The following is a 24,016-nucleotide window of genomic DNA, read 5'->3' on the forward strand; positions in this document are numbered from 1 at the left end:
TTGTGAAGGTTTTAGGAAATGCTATTGTTTCACCAGCGTATTAATGTTCACGTGCGGCCACTCGATCAGCTTGGATGGATCGTGGAACTGCGGGATAAATTCGATGATGGAATTCTGCGAGTATTGCAGTTGCAGGAACGAGCCGCCGGTGTTAGGGTTCTTCACGGTTTCGATCCAGAAAGTAGCCTCGAAACTGGTCGTATTGGCGTTCTGCACGATAAAAGGAATGTTGGTAATGCCTCCTTTATTGGCCGTGCTGACCGAAATCGTCGTGGTGGAAGTAATCGTCTGCCCGGCGATCGCGTCACGAAGGGTCGCATTTGGATTCACCTTGTTGAAACCTTCGAGCGGCGTGAGGTAAGGGTCGGTATAACCCAGCGGTTTGGAGCCCGGACCGGTAATGGGCAGCGTGCTGATATCCGGGATATTAGGCGCACCAGGCGTCACCGACGACCCGCCAAGCGCCAGCAAAGAGTCTCCATGCGGTACCGAAGCCTGGCGTGCAATGCTGAACTCGTCCGGGCAATCCTGCAACAGCAGCCAGGTACCGTTCTCGGCATGCAGCAAGCTACCATCGACATTGCTATGAATGGAAAGGCTGTACAGCAAGGTCGGCACCTGTTGCACGATATGCGTTCCGCGGTTAGGCGTAGGCGTGCTCAACGGCGTTATGGTGAGCGTTTCGGTGTAAGGCTGTACCAAAAGCAGAAAGCCGCCTTTCTGGTTTGGAACGGCGACCAGATTCCAACCCTTGCGGCCTACCCAGGTGCCAATCAGGTCCGTCAATGGACCGAACATTGAAACGGTTTCATCCGGGGCACCACCTAAACGGATAGTTTGAAGGGCATTGCTAGTAACTTTTAACATGGTGTATGATGGTTTAAGTGAAAAAGAGAATGCGCACCGGGCACTCATGGCCTGTCAATCCGATCGTTACCAACCTGCCACAACTTACCCGATCCGGATTTCACCATGCTATACATTATAGAATTAGTTTTATAATGTTTGACAAACTAGCTCAAATAAGTTTCAATCAAACTAATACTAGTTTCGAACTTATTTAACGGTCAAAGGATTTCGTTGTGGGGTCAGGCGGCGGTGGGTTGTCGACCGCCATCGGTCAGCCCCGCAAATTCCCAACCCCATTATGCCCTACAAAAGAATCTGTTAGCTTTACATCCGAAAACCATTTCGGCCGGGGTTCCGGCTACTGCATTGATGAGCGATCTGAAAAACGATATCCGGCCTTTGGAATCTTCCACGATGACCGACCTGGTCGAATCCAGGCTGCGCGAGTACTTAAAACGGAAGGCATTCGTGCCCGGCGACGCCCTGCCCAAAGAGCAGGAACTGGCCGACGCCCTCGGGGTGAGCCGAAATGTAGTGCGCGAGGCACTCAGCCGGCTGCGCATGCTGGGGATGATCGATACGCGTAAAAAGCGGGGAATGGTGCTCGCTCAGCCCGATATCCTTGGCTCGCTCGAACGGGTTCTCGACCCGCTGCTGCTCGGCAAAAACACATTGAAGGATATTTTTGAATTGCGATTAGTATTGGAAATGGGCCTCGCCGAACTGATATACCTCCGCAAAACAAAGGCAGACATTGCCGCGCTGGAAGACATCGTGGCACAGGAGGTGAACAAGCAGCAGAAACCCTTTCAGGTAGAGCACGAAATCGCCTTCCACAGCAAGCTGTACCAGATGACAGGCAACGATACCTACATGCGTTTCCAGAAAATGCTGCTGCCGGTGTTCGAATATGTGCTCGATTATGAAATCCAGGCCAATGGCCATGCCGGCGTAGGCACAGTTACGCATCATGATCTCGTTGAAATCCTGAAAACCGGTGATTCCGAAGATTTCCGCCGCGGTATGAAGGCGCATTTAAAACCCCATTTCGACCGGTTGAAAGCCTGAAACAGCATATTGCACATCGTTCGATCGACATCCTGGGATTGGTGTTGTTGCACGCCTAACGGCATCCAGTTCATCCCGAATAATTGGTTTGCTGGCAGTATTGCGTCGCTACGCGATTTTGTGATGCCTACCAATCGCCGGCGGCTGGTCGGCAAGGTATAAAATGCCGTCAGGCATGTACTATTGGTAAAAGCGATTCCCAATAGTATTCTGCAAATCCCGTAAGGGATGTAACAACAGTTGCGCACAAGCGACGTAAAAAATATTTGCATTATTTTCTGAATTAATATTTGCATGTTCAGTACCAATGCCTTTACATTTACTAATATGTAGAACATAACTACTAATTATGATCAAAAAGACATGGCTGTTCCTGATCGTTCTGGGTGCCACTCATGCATTTTCACAAGACATTCCCGAAACCCGTGCCTTGTTCAGCGCGGGCGAGGACGGCTACAAGAGTTACCGCATTCCTTCGCTCATCAGGGCTAAAAATGGTGCTTTGATCGCCTTTTGCGAAGGCAGGAAAGAGGGCGCGGGCGACGCTGGCGACATCGACCTGCTCATGAAACGCTCGACGGACAATGGCAAAACCTGGGGCCCGCAAACTGTCGTCTGGGACGACGGCACGAATACCTGCGGCAATCCCTGCCCGGTACTCGACGAGCAAACCGGGGAAATCCTGCTATTGCTCACGCATAACCGCGGCGACGTGCCTGAAAAGGATATCATCACTAAAAAATCCGAGTCGACCCGGACGGTATGGCTCTCCCGCAGCTCCGACAACGGCGCTACCTGGGCAAAACCGGTTGAAATAACCCAAACCACCAAGAAACCCGAGTGGGGCTGGTATGCAACCGGTCCGGGTGTTGGCATACAAATTCAAAAAGGCCCCCGCAAAGGGCGCCTGGTGATCCCATGTGATTTCAGCTACGACGATCCGAACGGCAAAGTCCGTAATAGTCCGTTCGAATACGGCGCGCATGCGATTTACAGCGACGACCACGGCAAAACGTGGCAGCTCGGCGGGACGATCACACCTAAAATGAATGAATGCCAGGTAGTCGAAGTTGCCGATGGTAATGGCACGCTGCTGATGAACATGCGTTCCTACTTCGGTCGTGGAAGGCGGGCACAGTCGTTGAGTTATGACGGCGGCACCAGCTGGTCCGCGCCGGAGGATATTCCGGACCTCGTAGAACCGGTATGCCAGGCCTCGATTATCCGGTACCGGCGCCCAAACGCCAAAGGGAAGGGAGCCATGCTGTTCCTCAACCCCGCCAGCACTACCAAACGCCATAACCTGACGTTGCGGGCCAGTTTCGACGAGGGAAAAACGTGGCCGGTAATCCGCACCATTTTCCCGGGCCCGTCGGCGTATTCGTCTATGGCGGCCTTGCCCGACGGTAATATCCTATGCCTTTATGAAGCGGGGAAACGCGGCGCCTATGAACAGCTCGTACTGCAAACGATCACCCCGCAATGGCTGTTCGAAGCCAACAAATAGCTGAATTTTAAGTATATCGCTCATATGTCTACCATTCAACACACCAACGGCCTTGTCGCCGCACTTTTCACCCCATTACATCCCGACGGCACCGTACATTACGAACTGCTTCCCGCATTGGTGGAGCACCTGATAAGGGCAGGTCTTTCCGGCATTTTCATTTGCGGGAGCAACGGCGAGGGGCCCAACCTCACGCTCGAAGAACGCATGCAGGTTGCCGAAACGGTGATTAACGCCGGAAAAGGTCGCTTGCGCATGATCGTGCACGTGGGCCACGCGAGCATCGCGGAGGCGCGGAAGCTGGCGCGCCACGCGCAGGAAGCGGGTGCCGACGCCATTTCGTCGGTCGCTGCATTCTATTTCAAACCCACCTCCGTACAAAACCTCGGCGATTGCATGGCCGATATAGCAGCCGGCGCGCCGGAGCTGCCTTTTTACTATTACCACATTCCTTCACTCACCGGCTTTTCGGTGGATGTGCTCGACTTCATGCGCATGGCAGAAAAACAAATCCCGAACTTCGCCGGCGTAAAATACACCGCTTCCACGCTTTGGGAATACCAGGAATGCCTGAACCACGAAGGCGGCAAATATGACGTATTGTATGGTTTTGATGAAAACCACCTGCCCGCATTGTCGATGGGCGCCCAAGGCTGTATTGGTAGCACGTTCAACTTTGCGGCGCCATTCTATCTAAAAGTAAGGCAGTATTTCGAAGCGGGTGAGATCGAAAAGGCACGGAAACAAATGCTTTTCTGTGTTGAAATGGTTCGGATAGTGGTCCAATATGCCCCGATTCCCGCTCAGAAAGCGGTCATGAAAATGCTCGGCTTCGATATGGGCCCCTGCCGGCTGCCTCTCGCGGCATTGCCCGACGACCAGTACCAGGCGCTGCACAGCCAGCTAACCGATATCGGCTTTTTCAAATTTCTGCCCACCGGCGAGGCCACCCCTCACCATACTTGACAATTCCTGAGTGAATGAGTGATTGAGTGAATGAGTGAATGAGTAACTGACATACGTGATGACCCGTTTCCTTTTCTTCCTGACCATTTTCGTGCAAACTCTGGCTTCCAATGCTCAACAAACCGACCGGTCGGCCCTGGCGTGGAAAGACCTTCCGGCGTTGCCCGATGTGGCTGGATTTGCCGGCACTTATGCGGGTGTCAGCAACGGGGCGCTGATCGTTGCGGGCGGTGCCAACTTTCCCGGCAATGCAGGCCCCTGGGGTAATGCGCCGAAAACCTGGTATGATGCCGTTTTTGTACTGGAAAACCCATCGGGGAAATGGAAGAAGGCAGGAAAGCTGCCCAGAGCGGCTGGTTACGGCATTTCGCTCACTACACCCGAGGGCGTTTTTTGCCTGGGAGGCGCCGACGGCTTACGCCATTACAGCCAGGCATTCTACCTTCGCTGGCAAAACGGGCAAATCACTACCACACCCCTCCCCGCTCTGCCTGTCCCGCTTGCCTATGCTTCCGGCGCGTTGCTAGGGGATAAAATATATGTAGCAGGCGGTACCAGCGCTCCATCAGATACTGTTGCGTTGAACCGCTTCTGGGAATTTGATTTACACCAAAAACAATGGACCGAACTGCCTGCATTGCCCGGAAATGGCCGGATACTGGCCGTGGCGGGTGCGCAGGATGGCCGGTTTTTCCTTTTCAGCGGTGCAGAACTGCGCTATAATGCCGTCACGGACGCCGTACAGCGCAGTTATCTGAAAGAATGCCTTGCCTATAACCCGGTATCCAGAACCTGGAAACGCATGGCCGACCTGCCCCATGCAGTAGTGGCCGCGCCCTCCCCCGCGTACGCAGCCGGGCAGTCGCACCTGCTCGTCATAGGCGGTGACGATGGCGTATATGCGCAACGCGTGATGGAGCTCCGCGAAAAACATCCCGGCTTCCGTAGCGAAGTCATGGCCTACCACAGCATTACCGACACCTGGGCATCGCTGGGCGCATTTCCGGGTCGAAAAGCGGCTGTCACCGCGCCACTGGTGACATGGAATGGCCAGGTAGTGATTCCTTCCGGTGAAATTCAGCCGGGTATCCGTACGCCACGGGTAATTGCGGGCAGTCCGGTGGTGAGCACGGGCACATTCAATGGTATCGACTGGGGCGTGGTGGCTGTTTACTTTCTGCTGGTACTGGGTATCAGCATTTATGTTTCCCGCAAAATGAGCGCCAGCACCGACGATTTTTTCCTCGGCGGCCAGAATATCCCCTGGTGGGCGGCAGGGCTGAGCATTTTCGGGAGCAAACTGAGCGCCCTCACGTTCATCGCCATTCCCGCAAAAACCTACGCCACCGACTGGGTCTACATTTTTGCCAATGCGATGATCGTCGTCGTGGCGCCGATCGTGATCTGGTTCTTCCTGCCCTATTTCCGGAAACTGAAAATCACCAGCGTGTACGAGTACCTTGCATTCCGGTTCAGCAAAACGGTCAAACTGGTCGGCAGCTTCACATTTGTAGTGTTTCAGGTAGGAAGGTTGGGGATCGTGATTTACCTCCCTGCATTGGTGCTAAGTACGGTTACGGGCATGAACCTTATGCTTTGCATTGTCCTCACCAGCCTCATTACCACCGCCTATACGATCTCCGGCGGCATCGAAGCCGTCGTCTGGACGGAGGTCATGCAGGTAGGTGTGCTGCTGGGCGGAGCGTTTGTCAGTTTGTTCTTCATTGCCGATGCCTCCGGTGGCTTCGATGCGCTATTCGGGCAGGCCGGCGATGCGGGCAAGTTTCATATGGTCAATACCGGCTGGGCCATTATGGAACCGGTCCTGTGGGTGGTCCTGGTAGGGAATTTCCTGACGCAGATTGTCACCTATACTTCCGATCAGGTAGTGGTGCAGCGCTACCTCACCACACCCACCGAAGCAGAGGCCCGGCGATCGATCTGGACCAATGCATTTCTCGTCATTCCCGCCACATTGATATTCTTCCTCGTGGGAACGGCATTGTGGGTTTATTTCAAACAAGCCCCGCAACTCCTGAATCCGATGGCGCGCACCGACGATATCTTCCCCTGGTTTATCTCCACGCAACTACCCGCTGGCCTGCGCGGATTGGTGATAGCAGGCCTTTTCGCGGCCACCATGTCAACGATCAGTTCTTCCATGAATTCCATTGCCACGGTCGTCACCACCGATTTCTTCCAGCATTTTGTGCCGCAATCCACCGACCTGCAACGTTTCCGCTTTGCCCGCTACACCACGCTCGCATTGGGCGCAGCGGGAATCGGCATTGCGGTTTGGCTGGTTTTTATGGAAAACAACAGTATTTGGGACCAGTACCTGAAACTGATCGGCCTATTCGGCGGCTGCCTGGCGGGTATGTTTGTAGCAGGGATATTCGTTCCGTCGATTAACAGTACGGGCGTGCTCGCCGGCTTTTTCCTGAGTGCGGTACTGCTCTATTTCGTACAGGCCAACGGCTGGGTACATTTCTTCCTCTATCCCGGTGTCGGCATTTTCGGGTGTGTGATTTTCGGCTGGCTTGTCAGCAAAGTCGTACCCAGGCGCTCATGAGAATACTTTGATGAGAAATTACACCCGCGGCATTTTGTAGCCATTATGGTATTCACTGGCGATCAACTTGTTGGCTTCCGCATGATCGAACACGCCTTTTTGTGCATTCCAGTGAAGCGTATTGCCCGTACGGTAAGCGATGTTACCCATTTGCGAAAGTATCGCCACCTCTGCACCCACCTGTATGGGCGCATGCAGGTCGCCCATGCGCCGCGAACGGATCACCTCCACGAAGTTTTTGGCATGCTCGTCCAGTCCGTTGTCCGATGATTTCGTAAGCGGAACAGCCTGCATACGCTTTTCGTAAGGCACCACTTCCCATCCCTCCCGATCGACGATCAGGGTGCCGTTCTCTCCCAGAAACGCGATACCGTGCTGGCGGTTGTAAATACCTGCGCCATAGCCGATCACATGCTCCCACTGTATGTTGAAGTCGTCATATTCGAAGAGCGTCGTGAGGGTATCAGGCGTTTCTGCGCCGGGGTTCCGGAGCATGGCCCCGCTGGCGCTGACGCGTTTGGGTGTGGCGCCTGCCTTCATTCCCAGCAGTGCGTAGTCCAGCAAATGTACGCCCCAGTCGGTCATGATACCACCCGCGTAATCCCAAAACCATCGAAACGAGCCATGGAAACGGTTGGGATTGAAAGGCCGTTTGGTAGCAGGGCCAAGCCACATCCCATAGTCGACACCGGCGGGGGCGGCGCCATCGGGCTGTTTTAAAATGGGGTTACCATAATTAAAATATCCCCATACTTTCACCAGTCCCACCTTTCCCAGCTTTCCTGAATGCACAAAATCGACGGCGTCGCGGAAATGCTTCTGGCTACGCTGCCATTGCCCGACCTGCACAACCCGCTTGGTCTGCTCCTGCGCCGCTACCATAGCCCGGCATTCGGCGATGGAATTCCCGATCGGCTTTTCCACATACACGTCCTTTCCCGCCTCGCATGCCTCGGCCATCATGAGGCAATGCCAATGGTCGGGCGTACCGATCACCACGGCATCGATGTCCTTGCTGTCCAGGATCCTCCGGTAGTCGCTGAAAGTCTTGACCTGCATTCCCCTCCCGGCCAATTCCGCAGCGCGCTTGTCGAGGACGTTACGATCGACGTCGCATAGCGCCACACACTCCACGCCCGGATTTTTCATCACCGCATTGACATCCGCCCATCCCATACTGTTGATCCCGATTGCTGCAACCCGGATCTTGTCTGCGGCATGCGGAACGGCTGGTCGACGTATACCTGTAAAACCAGTGATAACAGGCGAAACAGCAGTACTCCCGGCGATGGCGGCGGCGGTATGGATGAATTTTCTTCTGGAAATAGTCATGACAATTCAAACGGATGATGAGCGCAAAACAAAGCAGGATTACGCACACTTTTACCGCTGTTTTTACACAAAGTATTCTTGCAATATTTCAAATGTCAATCTGACAGATCTGGCTCTATAATTTTGCATTGCCGGGAAAAAGTATGGCTTTCCCCATAAAAATCCTGAATGACAACGTTCCCGGCAACGTCTGCGTAAAAAAATCGGCCGATTGCATTGGTCACGATTAAAATTGGACTCAAATTAAGTCCGGGCAACGATGGCAGCTTCGGCCCCCTATCGGAAAAATCCAATTTTTAGAACTTTCCACCAGTCCCGTTTTCAAAGTATCAGTAAACGCTTATGAACCTCAAATCTCTATCGGATCGGCACCTTGTTGAAGCACTGCGCGACGACGACGGCCTGGCGTTCCGGGAGATTTACCAGCGTTACTGGAAAAAAATGTACCTGCTCGCGCTCCGCAAGATCGATGACCGTGAGGCCGTGGAAAGCATCGTCCAGGACGTTTTCCTGCGGTTATGGGAACGCCGCGGCATTTCACAGATCGACAACCTGGAAGCTTATCTCGTCACCTCGGTGAAATACACCTGCATCAACCATTTCAAATCGGCGATGGTGCACGAGAAATACCTTACCCACGCGTTCGCGGGATATTCGGATGCCATTTGTACCACCGAAGAGCAGCTGAATGCGAGCGAGTTGATGAACAACATCGAAACCCGCCTGAGCCATTTCCCCGAAAAAGCGCAGACCATTTTCCGCCTCCATCGCCTCGAAAACCGCTCTACCAAAGAAATCGCTTCGCAAATCCAGATGCCCCAACGCACCGTGGAGCACCATCTCAGCCTGGTTGTGAAGGCGCTGCGGTCTTATTTGAAGGATTATCTTTGAACGTTCGTGCAAATTCTTGATTTGCACCCGCTATTTGGAGGCCTCCAGCCGGGCCATGATGCGTGTTGCTGCTGCATCGGCCGGCCGGAGGCCTCCAAATAGCGGGTTACGAAGGTGACCTTCGCGCCAGCGCCCCCTCAGCGCAGTACTGCACAAAAGAAAGATTATTTCAAGCGAAGAACTTTTTCAATATAATTTTTTCAATAATATCTAAAAAGTTTTGCGGATCATCACCACGGCCGTTGACTACTCATTAAAAAGCAAGTAGCCCACCATCGGCCATGAACCGGGAACAATTCGCAGCATTATTGAAGAAATATCAGGAAGGCCGGTGCACCGAGCAGGAAAAACAACTGGTGGAGCATTGGTTTGCACTTCTTGAAAATGAAAATGCCGGCGAGTTTTCGGAAGAAGATCTCAACGGTGTCGAAGAGCGGGTGTGGGCCGGCATGCAGGAAAAAGCCCACCTTCCCGACCTCCACGATCGTGACGGCAAAAACCCCTTTCGATCCGTTTACGTCCGATGGGCCGGCATGGCCGCCTCACTCCTGCTGATCGGCTGGTTTTTTGCGGGAAAGATCTTCGACCGCCATGTGCCGCTTACGGCCTATACCTGGGAAGAAAAGCGCAACAACGGCAATACCATTCTGCCTGTGATGCTGGAAGACAGCAGCGTGGTAGAGCTCCGCCCCGGCAGTTCGCTGCGTTACCCCAGCCGATTCGAGGGAAGTAAACGAGAGGTGGTATTAAAGGGAAATGGCTTTTTCAGCATTCGCAAGAACCCCAAAAAACCTTTTTATGTGCATTCCGGCGGTGTTACGACGAGGGTGTTAGGCACGAGCTTCCATGTAAGCACGGCCGCAAATGGCGGTCAGACGAAGGTGGAAGTGGTTACGGGCCTCGTTTCGGTGTACAGCGAACGCGGCAACGAAGAAGCCGTCGATATGCTCGTGAGCCCCAACCATACCGCGACATTCGATCGCAAATCAGGTAAATTCTCGGCAGGGCTGGCGGAACGCCCGCGATTACTGAACGCCCACGTCTCTTTCCGCTTTCATAATGCGCCACTTGCGCAGGTCGCGCAGCACATGCGCGAAGCGTGGGGCGTAGATGTGGAGGTCGAAAACAGCCAGATTATGAACTGTCCGCTGACGGCCGACCTGAGCGGACAACCTCTTTACACGCAGCTGGACATCATCTGCGCCGCATTAGGTGCCAAATACAAAGTCCGCGGCTCGGCGATCCGCATCGATGGTCCGGGTTGCAAAATGCGCGGTACACACGCTTTTCGAACACGTAAACCCAGTTTTATGCAAACATAGTCCCAAACGAAAACGCTGGCCATGCAGCGAACATGGGCCAGCGCCAGCAAATCCTGCGAGGCCGACAGCGAATCGTGCCTTTCCGGAGCTTCATTTTATCAAATCTCCATTTAATAAAACATTTAAAGGTATGAAAAAAACGGAACCTTTACTTTTCAGGGCCTGCCGGCGCGTGAACAGGGCCGGAAATCTGTTGCTATGGGTTGTGGTAGCAGCATTACTGGCTTGCCAGCCCGTACTGGCGGCCGATCAGCAGGAAATAATGTCAAAACTCGTGACGCTGAAATTCCAGAACCAGCGCTTCGAAAAGGTGATCAGCAGCATTGAAAAACAGACCAAAGCACGCATTGTTTACAGTTCGGAACGCGTGAATGTGGCGAGGAATGTGAGTGTGGAGGTAAATAAAAAACGGCTGGACACGGTACTCGACGAGCTGCTTACCCCGCTGAACCTGACCTACCGGGTCGTAGGTGGACAAATTGTACTGGAAAACGCTGCCCGTGAAGAGTCGACCGCGCCGGTGAAGTCACAGGCCATCGACCGGACCGTAACCGGTGTGCTGACCGACGAAAAGAATGCGGTGCTGCCGGGCGTAAGCGTGATCCTGAAAGGCACCAACCGTGGTACTACCACCGACGGCCAGGGCAAGTTCAGTCTGCACGTTCCCGACGATGCGACGGCCATACTGACCTTCTCGTTTGTGGGTTACCAAAGCCGGGATGTGGCACTGGGCTCACAAACGGTATTCAACATTTCGTTGAAACCGGATGTGAGTGCATTGGAAGAGGTAGTCGTGATCGGTTACGGCGCGGTGCGCAAGCGCGACCTTACCGGATCGGTGGTGCAGCTTAAAAGCGAGCAACTGAAACAGGTACCCTCCAACAACGTCCTCGACGCCGTGCAGGGCAAGATCGCGGGCGCGGATATCACGCGGAGCAGCGGCCAGGCGGGTGCGGGCGTGAATATCACCATTCGCGGTAACCGTTCGATAGGTGGAAACAACTCGCCGCTCATTATTGTGGACGGTGTGCAATATGGTGATCTGGCCGATATCAACTCGAACGACATCGAATCGATGGAGGTTTTGAAAGATGCTTCTTCGATTGCGATTTACGGCTCGCGCGGTGCGAACGGGGTTATTTTGATTACCACCAAGAAAGGTAAGAGCGGGCGTCCGGACATTTCCTTCAATTCTTATGCAGGTGTTTCGCAAGTGACGATGTACCCGCGTGCGATGAACATCACCGAGTTCCGTGATTTCAAACGTGAAGCCTGGCGTGCAGCCGGCGTTTGGAATACCCCGGCCGACGATCCGGCGATCTTTACCAATGTGGCCGAATACGATGCGTTGCAGAAAGGCGTTTGGACCGATTATCAGAGAGAACTCATTCATCCCGGCTTCCAGCAGAACTATCAGCTGGGCTTTCGCGGTGGTTCTGAAAAATTGAAATCTTACGTTTCAGTGGATTATTTTAATGAAAAAGGAATCCTGAAACTGGACGAAATGAAGCGCTACACCGCGCGCCTCAATGTGGATTACACCCTTACCGACTGGATGAAGATCGGTTTGCAAAGCCAGCTGACCTATTACAACCAAAGTGTCCGTCGCGACCCGTTGAACCAGGCCAACAAGATCAGTCCGCTTGGCTCGCTGTACGACGAGCATGGCAATTTCAACTTTATCATGCTCGACGGCCAGACTGCCAACCCGCTGTCCGACGAGCAGCCGGGCGTTTTTAACAATAATATCCTGACCACCCGCACGCTGACGAACGGCTACGTCGAGATCACCCCATTGAAAGGCCTGACAATCCGCAGCACCCTCGGCGCGAACCTTTCCAATACGCGCAACGGCGCCTATTCATCACCCAAGTCCATCGACCGCTCCTTGACCGGGAAGTCATTGGCTACCTACAATGTTTCCAATGGCAGGACGATCAACTGGGAGAATGTGGTGACCTATCAAAAGGCATTTGAACAACATAGTTTCACCTTTACGGGAATCGGCAGCTCGCTGGCCACCGTGTCGGACAATGCGTCTGCATCCGGCGTTAACCAGTTGATTCCTTCGCAGCTGTTCTATTCGTTAGGCAGCGCTACGGAAGAGATCAAAATCAATTCAGCCTATTCCAAAAACAACCTCGTATCATTTGCCGCACGTGTGAACTACGGTTTCAAAGACCGCTATCTGCTCACATTGACTGCCCGTAAGGATGGTTCTTCCAAACTCGCGCCAGGCAACAAATGGACGTTCTTCCCGTCGGCTGCATTTGCGTGGCGGATCATCGACGAAAGTTTCATGAAGAATGTCAAGAAACTCAGCGACCTGAAACTCCGTGTGAGCTACGGTATCGCGGGGAACGACCCGTCGGGGCCGTACGCGACGCAAACCACGCTTACCCGCATTGCATTTGGCTTTGATGAAGTGGCTTACCCGGCCTACACCTTCTCCCGCAATGTCGGTAATGCCGCCCTGGGCTGGGAACTCTCGGCTACGCAAAACCTGGGCCTTGACTTCGGCTTGTTCGATGGCCGGATCAATGGTTCGATCGATTACTACGATACCCGCACATCCGATCTGCTTCTCGACCGCGGTCTGCCTCCGACGACCGGCGTAACCACCGTCAAGCAGAATATCGGTAAAACACGCAACCGTGGTATGGAAGTCGTGTTGGGTAGTACCAACATCCGCACTTCCGATTTTACCTGGAATTCGAGCCTCACGTTTACGAAAAACAAGGAACAGATCACCGAACTCGTGACCGAAGGCAACGATATCGGCAATGGCTGGTTCATCGGCAGCCCGATCAGCGTATTCTACGATTACGAGAAACTGGGCATCTGGCAAACTTCGGAGGCGGAACAGGCCAAAGCCATGTCGCCCACGCAGTTACCGGGAGAAATTAAAGTAAAAGACCAGAATGGCGATGGCAAGATCGACGCCGTGAACGACCGGGTGATCCTGGGAACGCCACGCCCGAAATGGAGCGGGGGGCTGGATAATACCCTTAAATACAAAGGTTTTGACCTGAATTTCATGATTTACGCGAGGATCGGGTCGATGATCAACTCCGACCGCTACGCGCGTTTCGATCAACAGGGCGTGGGTAACAGCACCGCGAGCCTTGACTACTGGACGCCTGAAAACCCGACCAACGAATACCCCCGGCCAAACAAGAATGCGGGGTTGAAATACCTGTCTACATTGGGTTACCGCAATGCATCTTATGCGCGCATCCGTAACGTGACACTCGCGTACAACCTTCCAGTCGAGAAGTTCAACTGGAAGATCATCCGCGGCCTGCGCATTTACGCAACTGCCAAGAACCTGGCGACATTCACCAAACTCGACTACGACCCCGAACGCGGCGGATCGGAGAACTTCCCGATGACGAAACTGTTCATTTTTGGCCTGAATGTGAACCTGTAATCCCTTAAACCAGTCAAGACAATGAGATCAAAACTATTGAAAACAGGGTTTATAGCGGTTTCCCTTATGGGGCTGTTTGCCTGTGAAAATACGCTGGAAGAATACAACCCTTCGGGCCTTACTTCCGAAACCGTTTACACTACGCCCGAAGGTTTCGAAACGCTCGTGAATGCCGCCTATTCCTACCAGCGCTGGTGGTACGGTAAAGAAGAAGGCTACAATATCGCCGAAACCGGTACCGACATCTGGACCAGCGGTGCAGGCGAAGTGTACCGCGATTTGACCCAATACCTGAACCTCCAGGGCAGCAATGCAGCCCTTACCAATGAGTGGCGGGAGTTTTATGCGGCCATTAACCTCTGCAACGGCGGCATCAACCGCATCGAGCAGGCCGGTCTTTCGGCTGCATTACGTCCCGTACGCGAGGGCGAGCTGCGCTTTTTACGGGCGTTTTACTATTGGCACATTGTCGAAACCTGGGGCGGCGTGCATTTCACGACTACCGAAACCAATGGTATTGTGACCACAGCCAACAAAACGCCTGTGGAGACATTTTACAACCAGATTTTCGAAGACCTCCAAATTGCCGTCAACAACCTGCCCGCCGCCCAGCCGCAGTACGGCCGGGTTACCAAAGGGGCGGCGCAGGCGTTTCTGGCGAGAATGTACCTCACCCGGGGCATGAACAAAGAGGCACAGGAAATGGCCAAAGCAGTTTTGGATGGCAACTACGGCTACAAACTGGAAGCAAACTATGCCGATCTCTGGAAGATGAGCAACCTGAAATCCAAGGAGGTGATTTACACCGTGGATTACTCGGCGAACCTCGCATTGAACGACCTGGCCAACTCGACATTTAATCCGTATGGACACAGCCGCGGCAGCAACAATGCGCACTTGCTTTTCCTGATGAAATACGACGACCGCCCGGGCATGACCCGCGACATTACGAACGGCCGCCCATTCAACCGGTACATGCCCACCCGCTTCCTGCTCGATCTTTTCTCCGCCGATGATGCACGTTATGAAGGTAGTTTCATGGAATCATGGTATGCCAATTCGGCGACCTTGCCCGCTGGTATTGCCAAAGGGGATACTGCTGTGTATTGCACGAAACTCGACATTGCGGACGCCGTCGAGGCTTCCAAAAAATACCAGACTTACGACCGCAGTGATATTTACCTCGCCGACGGCACTGTAAAAGATAATCTGCGTTATCCTACCCTTTCCAAATTTATGGACCCTACCCGCGCCAGCCTGAACGAGGCCCAGAGCGCGCGTGATGTGTTCGTGATCAGGCTGGCGGAGGTGTACCTCATTGCTGCCGAGGCCGCTATGCAAACGGGTGACCTGGCCGCTGCCGCCGGGTATCTGAACGTGGTGCGCACCCGCGCCGCAAAACCTGGTAAAACGGCGGCTATGCAGGTGAAAGCGTCGGACATTACGCTGGACTTCATCCTCGACGAGCGTGCGCGGGAGCTCGCAGGCGAGCAATTGCGCTGGTTTGACCTGAAACGTACGGGCAAGCTTGTAGAACGTATCAAGAAATATGCGCCGGATAATGCCGTCAATATCCAGGAGCACCATGTTGTCCGCCCTATCCCGCAGACGCAGCTGGATGCGGTGGTGAACAAAAACGAGTTCAAACAGAATGCCGGTTATCAATAATTCATTTTAAACACCTTTCTGCCGTGAAAAGCAGGAAGGCACTTTTTGCTATGACTTACAAAACGCGAATTGCGGTACTCGCCACCGCGTTGGCGTGCTACGGCGCATCTACAAGCGATGTATCCGCACAGGAATCGTACAGCTGGTCGAATTTGCCGACGATCCAGCAGCCGCTTTTCCGCAAGGACACTGTCCGCATTACCACATTCGGCGCGGTACCCGACGGCCATACGCTGAATACCAAAGCCATTAACCAGGCCATCGAGAGTTGCAGCCAAAAAGGCGGCGGGGTTGTGCTGATACCTGCGGGGTTGTGGATAACGGGCCCCGTGGTACTAAAAAGCAATGTAAACCTGCATTTGCAGGAAGGCTCCCTGCTGCTTTTCACGACGGACAAGTCGCAATATGCTCTCACCGAGGGTTTTTATGAAGGAAAAGCGGCAGCCCGGAACGAATCGCCCATTTCGGGAAAAGACCTTGAAAACGTGGCTATTACCGGCAAAGGCATTGTCGACGGAAATGGCGATGTTTGGCGGGCCGTGCACAAAACCCAGCTCACCGAGCCGCAATGGAAAGAAAAGATCGCTTCTGGCGGGGTGCTCAAAGACGACGGTAAGACCTGGTACCCCAGCGAACAATTCAAAAAAGCCAGCGTAGAAAACAAGAGTATGCTACTCACCGGCGGCAAAAAACCGGCGGATTTCGCAGATATCAAAGACTTCCTGAGGCCCAATCTGGTGGTTTTCAACAACTGTAAAAAGGTTCTGCTCGAAGGCATAACGTTTCAGAATTCAGCCGCCTGGTGCCTGCATCCGCTCATGGTTCAGGACCTGACTACCCGCAATGTGCGCGTCAAGAACCCCGAATACGCGCATAACGGAGATGGTATGGACATCGAATCCTGCAAAAACTTCCTGATCGAAGGCTGCGTGCTCGACGTGGGCGACGATGCGATCTGCATCAAATCCGGTAAGGACGAAGAAGGCCGCAAACGCGGCATACCGACCGAAAACGGCATTATCCGCAACAATATCGTGTACCAGGGCCATGGCGGGTTTGTGGTGGGCAGTGAAATGAGCGGCGGTGCGCGGAACATTTTCGTGGAGCAATGCACATTCATGGGCACCGATAAAGGACTGCGTTTCAAATCAGTACGTGGGCGCGGCGGCGTGGTGGAGAAGATCTATGCCCGGAATATCAATATGAAGGATATTCGCCAGGAAGCGATCTTCTTTGATCTCTACTACTTTGTCAAGTTCGCGACGGACGGCGAGCGGGATATGCGCCCGGTCGTCAATGAAGGAACGCCGGTTTTCAAGGATATGGTTTTTGAAAATATCGTATGTAATGGTGCTACCAAAGGCGTTTTCGTGCGGGGCTTACCCGAAATGCCGGTACGGAACATTGTGATGGAGAATATGGTGCTTTCGGCTGAAACCGGCGTCGAACTCATCGATGCCGATAAAATCAGCTTCAAGAATGTAAAACTGATCACGAAGCATTCCAAACCAGTCATTTTCACCGACAATGCGTCCAATATCGCGTTCGACAAGCTTCAATACAACGACCTCGCCGAGACGCTCATTTCAGTGACCGGCGAACGCAGCCAGAACATCAGTATCGCGCATACAGATGCTTCGAAAGCGAAAAAAGTAAAGGAATTTTCAAAGGGAGCACAGGACAAGAGCCTGGTTATTCATGAAGGTAAATAATCATTATTGGGTCATCGGCGCATTGCTCGCGACCTCCGCGTTTGCACAGCATAAAACAGTTTCTAAACCTCAAACTTCCGTTTCGGCCACCTGGGTCGCCGATTTGCAGGATGGTCGCTACAAAAACCCGATCCTCCACGCCGATTACTCCGATCCGGACGCCTGCCGCGTCGGCGAGGATTATTACATGACCGCATCCAGCTTCGATGCAATCCCCGGCTTGCCCATTCTGCATTCCAGAGACCTTGTCAACTGGACGTTGATCGGCCACGCATTACCCCGGCAGGTGCCTGTCGAGCATTTCGAGAAAACACAGCACGGAAACGGCGTGTGGGCTCCCGCGATCCGCTTTCACCAGGGTGAGTTTTATATTTACTATCCTGACCCGGATTTTGGCATTTATGTAATCAAAGCCAAAAACGCCGCAGGTCCCTGGACTGAGCCGGTACTCGTGGAGGGGGGTAAAGGGCTCATTGACCCTTGCCCGCTTTGGGACGACGACGGCCAGGTATATCTCGTGCACGGGTGGGCAGGCAGCCGCGCGGGCATCAAAAGCGTAATCACCGTCAAGAAAATGAATGCGGAAGGTACCAAAGTGACCGACGCAGGCGTGCTCGTGTACGACGGGCACAAGATCGACCCGACCGTTGAAGGTCCGAAGTTTTACAAACAAAATGGCTACTACTACATTTTCGCGCCAGCGGGCGGTGTCGCTACGGGCTGGCAGATTGTGCTAAGATCCAAAAATGTATACGGGCCTTACGAGCGGAAAGTGGTCATGGCGGAAGGGAAATCGGGCGTTAACGGCCCGCACCAGGGTGCATGGGTTACGACCAACCCTGTTAACGGCCGATCGGAAGACTGGTTCCTGCATTTTCAGGATAAAAACGAATATGGCCGAGTGGTGCATTTGCAGCCGATGAAATGGGTGAACGACTGGCCGGTGATCGGCACCGACCCTGACGGCGACGGTATTGGCGACCCTGTTTTGACCTACACAAAACCATTAACCACAAAAAAATACACGCTCGCAACCCCGCCGGAATCCGACGAATTCGAAACACCTGCTTTGGGAAAACAATGGCAATGGCAGGCCAACCCCAAAGGTACCTGGGCCATGCCGGCGGCAGGTTTTCTAAGACTATATTCTTACAAAACGCAAGAGCAAACCCGGAACCTGTGGGACGTGCCCAATGTCCTCCTGCAAAAGTTTCCGGCCGAGGAATTTACAGTTACTACCAAATTGCGGTTTAGTCCCAATACTAATCTGACAAACGAAAAGACGGGGCTCATGATTATGGGGCAAAGCTATGCGGGCATTTACCTGCGGAGCGGAAAAAACAAAACGGAACTGGTTTACGCGGTATGCCCGAAGGCATCTGACGGAAAACCGGAAACTGAGCGCGTTTTGATGGAATTCAAACCTGAAACCGACCTGCATCTCCGCGTTAAGGTGAGTAAAGGTGGTAAGTGCGAGTTTGGGTTCAGTGAAGATGGTACCCACTTCAACATGACCGGTGAAATATTCCAGGCAGAAGTGGGCAGATGGATCGGCGCGAAAGTGGGGCTGTTTTGCACGCGGGAAACGCAGACGAACGATTCGGGATATGCAGATTATGACTGGTTTAGGATCACCAGATAATACTAAATGCCGGGCTTGCCGATGCTATCGAGGTTTAAGATCACCGTGGGCTTGCGCCCCGAGTAGTTATACTTGACGGAAACGCGGTCCCCGGCCTGGGGTATGCGGGTGAGTTGTTCCCGCAATACGTGTACCTCTGTTACAAAATTGCGGCCCCGGGCCGGTTTCACATGCACCTGGAAGGTGTAGTAAGTTTCCCCCTGAAGATAGGACCCGCGATGTTCTTCCGAAAGCAGCACCACCGCGTCGGCGACCTGTCCGTCGCGGATATTTTTGCCACCCAGTAACAACATCGTGCGACGGAACCGCCGCACGAACCAAAGCCCTCCGATAATCAGAAATGCCAGTAATAAAATGAGCAACAATTGCCCTGCACGTATCGCCAATGTCTCCATAGCCAATAGAATTCGATGGCTTCAAAGAAAAGGCGCAATGTTCCAAAGAACTACAATAGTGATTTAACGGACATTTTCACTTATCGAGTGGCTGGTTCCCGAGGGGCAATTGTAAAAGGACTTCCTCTTTCTTCCGCCTTGATATTTCTACGCGGCTGCCGTCCAGTAGTTCTACCAAATCGTGGTCGGCCATGAGTTTTGCAATAAATTTCGGGTTGACCAAATGTGATTTGTGCGTCCGGATAAATCCGAATTCTGTCAGCATTTCTTCATAATATTTCAAAGTTTTGCTCGCCAGGACAGGCTTACGGCTTTTGATGAAGATATTGGTATAGTTACCCTCTCCCTGCAAGCGAACGATCTGATCAAGCGTAAAGAACGACACCCCATCCTGATAGGGTACCGCAAGCCGGAACTCGCTCGCCCGCTTGTGTGCGATGTTGCGCACGAGGTTATCGAACAGCACGGGGTTCTGATGCACATTCTGCTTTTTCAGGAACCGGTCCACCGCCGATCGCAGCTCATCCGGATCGACCGGTTTGAGCAGGTAATCCAGCGCGCTGAACCGGATCGCCTGTACCGCATACTGGTTATACGCCGTTGTAAATATGACTTCGAAAGCCGGCTCCTTCAAAGCCCGGAGGAAGTCGAAGCCGTTCTTACCGGGCATTTCCACATCGAGAAAAACAATATTCGGACGGAACGTTTTGAGTATTTCAAGCGCATTATCCACGGATTCAGCCTGCTTCACTTCGCGTATCTCTTCCACATAGGTTTCAATGTAATGCGCCAGCACGTTTCTTGATTTCGGCTCGTCGTCAACAATAAGTGCTTTGATCATCGTCTAAGTCTGATATAAGTAGGTGGATAATTCTATTCTGACAAGCGTCCCGGTTGCATTGCCGGCGGCATCGTACCGGTCGATCACTTCCAGGCTGGCATGGTTGCCCTGGCGGGCAAGGACATCGATCCGGTCTTCACAGATACGTATTCCGCGCGATTCGTGTTCCCGGGTACGCGAGGAATTTTGCCTGATTTCCGCGGACTTTTTCCGGCCTATCCCGTTGTCCTCGATTTCGCAGGCAAACTGTTCGGGGCCGATCAGGAAAAACCGGATGTTCATATGCCTTTCGCCTTCTTTGTGCATTAGTCCGTGCCATAAGCCGTTCTCCACAAAAGGTTGGAGCAGCATCGAAGGCAGCCGTACGTAGTCATCTTCCAGCTCGGGATCCACTTCAATGGAATACGTAAATCCCTGCCCGAACCGGAGCAGTTCGAGTTCGAGGTAGAGTTCAAGAACATCCCGCTCCTCGGCGATCGTGATCAGGTTCCTGCCCGAATTGTTCAGCACCAGCCTGAACAACTTGGCAAATTTGTTGAGGTATTTACTTGCCTCGGCGTATTTTTTAGTGACAATACATTCCTGGATGCTATTAAGGCAGTTGAAAATGAAATGCGGGTTCATCTGCGCGCGCAGGGCCATCAACTGACTTTCTGCGAGCATTTTGTTGATCCGCAGCAACATAATCTCCTGCCGCTCGGCCTGCGCGCGGGCCATTGCCTCGGTAATCTTGTTGGCGCTGATGGCAGCGATTGTCGAGATTACGCGGACGTGGTTGTGGTTATAGAAGTTCCTGCGCGGATGTTCGGAGTCGATAACGCCGATCACCTGCCCTTCATGCAGGATCGGGACAGCCAGTTCCGACGCTCTTGCCTGGTCGTCGATAATGTAGCGCGGGTCTTTTGAAGTATCGCTGATGATCTGAGGCATGCCGGTAGCCGCCGCGGCGCCTACAATGCCTTCACCCACCGGTATTTCAATCGGGTTAAGGATTTCATATTCCTTAGGGCTTTTTGGTCCGTAGGCCGCCTTCTGGATCAGCTTACCACTCTCTTTATCCAGCAGGTACACTACGCAATCTTCGAAATGCAGTTTGGAAATGCAGTTGCGGGCAATGTCCCAGCATATTTCGTTCACGGAGTTGTCGCCGTAGACGCTGTTGGCAAAGTACTCGATCGTGTCGTCTAGGTCCTTTTTCCGTTGCCTTCTGGTATAAACACTGTAAATCCAGTACAGAATAGCCATGATGGCCAGCGTGCATGCGATCAGGAACCACCAGGTCTGCCACCAGTGAGGCAGCACGCGGATCCTTAGCGTTTCAGCCGCCTTCATCCACCGGCCATTTTCATCGGTACTTCTCACCTTAAAAACATAGTCGCCGGGAAGCAGACTGGTGTAGGATGCCGTAATATTACGCCCGGCTGCCACCCAATCGTCGTCCAGCCCCACGAGCTGATAGCTGTATTGGAGCGAAGGAATATCGCGGTGACTGAGTGAGGCATATTGAAACGCGACAAATGACTCGTCCGGTTTCAATTCCAGCAAATCACCTTGGAGGTCGCGGATCCGCTCTTGGCCGAAAATTTTCACGGAAGTAATGGCAGGCGGCTTTTGCACTGGAACGGAAGCAAAATGCCGCGGATTGATTACTACGACGTGATCGAGCATGACAGCGTAGATTTTACCGCCCGCCACGGTTACGTAATTCCAGTAGTCCTGCAAGGTTTTACCCAGGTCGAGTTCCACCTTACTGACATTATTACTGGCAGGATCATACGCGGCCAGTCCTTCACGCGTAGCCGCCCACACTACGCCATTATCGTCGATGTCCAATGAAGAAACCTGATCATACGGCAAACCATCTTTGCTACTAATAGTCTTGATAACCTGCCCATTGGTGTCAATTTTCATTAACCCGACGGATGTTGAAGCAGCCCAGATGTCGCCCGTCCTGCTTTGGCGCATCGCATATATAAATTCGTCGGCGATAGCAGGCGAATTCAACTGAGTGAAATGCGCGGTCGCATGATTGTAACGCAATAGCCCTTTGCCTTCTATCGAAAAAAGGATGTCGCCATTGGAAAGCAGGACAAACGCCTGCGAATTGGCAAATTTGAACAGCCCGTATTTCGGATCTGTACCATCGAATCGGGTACAAATCCGGGTGACGGGGTTGTAGCGGTAGAAAGCGTCCCCGTCGATTTCGAACCAGATATTCCCCTGTTTATCCACGAAAACAAAGGGCGCCTGATATGACGTCAACCCTTTCTTCATCTGATCGAAACGTTGTAAAACAGATTGACCCGGTGCGAGCGAGTAGATACCGTCGAATCCCGCAAACCACCAGGTATCACCTACCTTGGCAGTCATCACAGAACGGTTATTCCGCAGCCTTTTACTCGGAGTAAGGTATTTCTGATAGGTCCGGTCAGCTGTATTGTAGAACACAACGCCGTCCTCCTTGCAGGCGATGATCGTCTTCCCCTCGACGGTGATGGAGTTGGCGTGGGCAAAACTCGTTTCCAGGAAAAAATGGAAACTGGGCAACTTATAAATGGCCTCGATGGGGTTTTTAGGCAGTGTTTTACTTACACCGTTGATCGTACCCAGCCACACGTTGCCCTGCGCATCGGAAATGGCATCCCGAAAATGGCCATAGGCGATGGTGTAAGCCTGGTCCTGGCTATACTCCAACTTCCGAAACGGCTGCCCCGGTTCTTTCAGGAACGCCGCAAATAGCCAGGTGGAAACCCAAACCCTGTCCTGCCGATCGATAAAAATGAAGTTACACCCCTCGCCGATCTGCTTACCATCCAGCTCGAAATACTTGTCCAGCTTGCCGGTCCGATAGTCCCAGTAGTTCAGCGTTGGTTCGGTATCGCAGCCATACCATACATTGCCGCGGCGGTCGAGTGCAATGGCGTTGACGTGCTCCGATTCGAGTAGCGGACTTTTCAGCGGGTTATTACCTTTAAAATAAACCCGATTGGATTTACAATCGACAAAAAAAGGCCTGTTCCCTCCCACCCACAATCCGCGCCGCGACGAATCATAGACCATAAAAGTGAGTTGAAAACGCGTAAAGCCGAACTTTCTGGCCTCAGGGAATACCTCCGTCAGCGGTTTCAGCTTTTGATGGTCGTACAGGTAAAGTCCATCGGACGTGCCTATCCATATGCGTCGCTGCCCGTCTGCACGTATGCTCACGATATAACTTTGCGCGAGCGATTCAAACCTCGGATCCCGCGAAAACCGGCCTGTTTTCTTATCGAATAGCAATATGCCTCTCCGCAGCCCGATTATCAGCGTGTCTTCACCTCCAAAAGGCAAAATGGCATTCACAAAATGCTTCTGCCCGCCATTCGTATCATGAAACCGCTGCACGACCGCTCCGTCGTAACGGTCCAGCCCGGCAGAGGTGCCGATCCAGAGGAAGCCCGAGGAATCTTTATACAAACATCTGATTTGCTTGGCACTCAGCCCGTCCTGCCACCTGATGTTCTGAAACAGCGTCTGCGCCCCCAGTTGTCCGCCAAACAAGCACAGACTTACAAGGGTTAATGCACGAACCAGCTTTTTGAGGAAGAGCATCACTGCCGACAGGATTTTCATTGACGATTCGCGTCCAATATGTGCGATCTCGAAGCCAAATACGTCAATTCTATACAACTGTACTATCTGATTTATTTATCGGTAAAGCCCCCCAACTGCCTCAAAATCGCAGAAATGGCGTTTTTTGAGATACCGAATAATCATCGATTTACCGGTAAATAGTCAATAGTTACCGTTGCATCATTAAAACTGGACGTTGCCTATCCCGA

The 24,016-nt window shown here is 52.9% G+C and carries 15 protein-coding genes; 10 read left to right on the top strand and 5 right to left on the bottom strand.

From position 1 onward, the window contains the following. Nucleotides 1-21 precede the first annotated feature (21 nt). Nucleotides 22-867: a heme-binding protein gene (locus J7619_RS11310; protein ID WP_291198020.1), complete on the bottom strand. Its 846-nt coding sequence runs from the start codon at nucleotides 865-867 to the stop codon at nucleotides 22-24. Nucleotides 868-1,218: 351 nt separating this feature from the next. Here J7619_RS11310 and J7619_RS11315 point away from each other — a divergent pair, with 351 nt between their 5' ends. The 4 genes from J7619_RS11315 to J7619_RS11330 all read left to right on the top strand — a co-directional run bounded on the left by J7619_RS11315 (nucleotide 1,219) and on the right by J7619_RS11330 (nucleotide 6,962). After that, a complete protein-coding gene (locus tag J7619_RS11315; RefSeq protein ID WP_291198022.1) occupies nucleotides 1,219-1,917 on the top strand; it encodes a FadR/GntR family transcriptional regulator in 699 nt (232 codons plus the stop codon). 349 nt (nucleotides 1,918-2,266) lie between these two features. Continuing rightward, nucleotides 2,267-3,424 carry an exo-alpha-sialidase gene (locus tag J7619_RS11320; protein ID WP_291198024.1) on the top strand — a complete coding sequence of 386 codons (1,158 nt, stop codon included), beginning with the start codon at nucleotides 2,267-2,269 and terminating at the stop codon, nucleotides 3,422-3,424. Nucleotides 3,425-3,448: 24 nt separating this feature from the next. Continuing rightward, entirely contained in the window at nucleotides 3,449-4,390 is a 942-nt protein-coding gene (locus J7619_RS11325; protein WP_291198026.1) for a dihydrodipicolinate synthase family protein, read from the top strand. Between the two features lie 58 nt (nucleotides 4,391-4,448). Beyond that, entirely contained in the window at nucleotides 4,449-6,962 is a 2,514-nt protein-coding gene (locus J7619_RS11330) for a sodium:solute symporter family transporter (RefSeq protein ID WP_291198028.1), read from the top strand. 18 nt (nucleotides 6,963-6,980) lie between these two features. On the opposite strand, the gene J7619_RS11335 is transcribed toward J7619_RS11330, so the two are convergent. Then, on the bottom strand, nucleotides 6,981-8,294 hold the full coding sequence (locus J7619_RS11335) for a Gfo/Idh/MocA family protein (RefSeq protein ID WP_291198030.1): 1,314 nt from the start codon (nucleotides 8,292-8,294) through the stop codon (nucleotides 6,981-6,983). Nucleotides 8,295-8,636: 342 nt separating this feature from the next. On the opposite strand from J7619_RS11335, the gene J7619_RS11340 reads away from it, so the two are divergent. The 6 genes from J7619_RS11340 to J7619_RS11365 all read left to right on the top strand — a co-directional run bounded on the left by J7619_RS11340 (nucleotide 8,637) and on the right by J7619_RS11365 (nucleotide 18,959). After that, the gene (locus tag J7619_RS11340) at nucleotides 8,637-9,185 is read left to right on the top strand and encodes an RNA polymerase sigma-70 factor (protein WP_291198032.1); all 549 of its coding nucleotides are present in this window, start codon (nucleotides 8,637-8,639) and stop codon (nucleotides 9,183-9,185) included. A 281-nt stretch (nucleotides 9,186-9,466) separates the two neighbouring features. Then, nucleotides 9,467-10,507 carry a FecR family protein gene (locus tag J7619_RS11345; protein ID WP_291198034.1) on the top strand — a complete coding sequence of 347 codons (1,041 nt, stop codon included), beginning with the start codon at nucleotides 9,467-9,469 and terminating at the stop codon, nucleotides 10,505-10,507. Nucleotides 10,508-10,637: 130 nt separating this feature from the next. Continuing rightward, nucleotides 10,638-13,937, top strand: coding sequence for a TonB-dependent receptor (locus J7619_RS11350; protein ID WP_291198036.1), 3,300 nt, complete (start codon nucleotides 10,638-10,640; stop codon nucleotides 13,935-13,937). A gap of 21 nt (nucleotides 13,938-13,958) precedes the next feature. Continuing rightward, nucleotides 13,959-15,605 carry a RagB/SusD family nutrient uptake outer membrane protein gene (locus J7619_RS11355; RefSeq protein ID WP_291198038.1) on the top strand — a complete coding sequence of 549 codons (1,647 nt, stop codon included), beginning with the start codon at nucleotides 13,959-13,961 and terminating at the stop codon, nucleotides 15,603-15,605. Between the two features lie 23 nt (nucleotides 15,606-15,628). After that, the gene (locus tag J7619_RS11360) at nucleotides 15,629-17,317 is read left to right on the top strand and encodes a glycoside hydrolase family 28 protein (RefSeq protein ID WP_291198040.1); all 1,689 of its coding nucleotides are present in this window, start codon (nucleotides 15,629-15,631) and stop codon (nucleotides 17,315-17,317) included. Then, entirely contained in the window at nucleotides 17,304-18,959 is a 1,656-nt protein-coding gene (locus J7619_RS11365) for a glycoside hydrolase 43 family protein (RefSeq protein ID WP_291198042.1), read from the top strand. Before J7619_RS11360 ends, J7619_RS11365 begins: the two co-directional genes overlap by 14 nt. Nucleotides 18,960-18,961: 2 nt before the next feature. Here J7619_RS11365 and J7619_RS11370 read toward each other — a convergent pair whose 3' ends face one another. From J7619_RS11370 to J7619_RS11380, 3 genes are all read right to left on the bottom strand, one after another. Next, nucleotides 18,962-19,354, bottom strand: a complete 393-nt coding sequence (locus J7619_RS11370) for a hypothetical protein (protein WP_291198044.1) — start codon at nucleotides 19,352-19,354, stop codon at nucleotides 18,962-18,964. 76 nt (nucleotides 19,355-19,430) lie between these two features. Then, complete coding sequence (locus J7619_RS11375; RefSeq protein WP_291198046.1) at nucleotides 19,431-20,195, bottom strand: LytTR family DNA-binding domain-containing protein; 765 nt, start codon at nucleotides 20,193-20,195, stop codon at nucleotides 19,431-19,433. A 3-nt stretch (nucleotides 20,196-20,198) separates the two neighbouring features. After that, nucleotides 20,199-23,807, bottom strand: coding sequence for a two-component regulator propeller domain-containing protein (locus J7619_RS11380; protein WP_291198048.1), 3,609 nt, complete (start codon nucleotides 23,805-23,807; stop codon nucleotides 20,199-20,201). Between the last annotated feature and the right edge of the window lie 209 nt (nucleotides 23,808-24,016).

Origin of the sequence: Dyadobacter sp. (assembly GCF_017744695.1) — a bacterium.
Taxonomy (GTDB): domain Bacteria; phylum Bacteroidota; class Bacteroidia; order Cytophagales; family Spirosomataceae; genus Dyadobacter.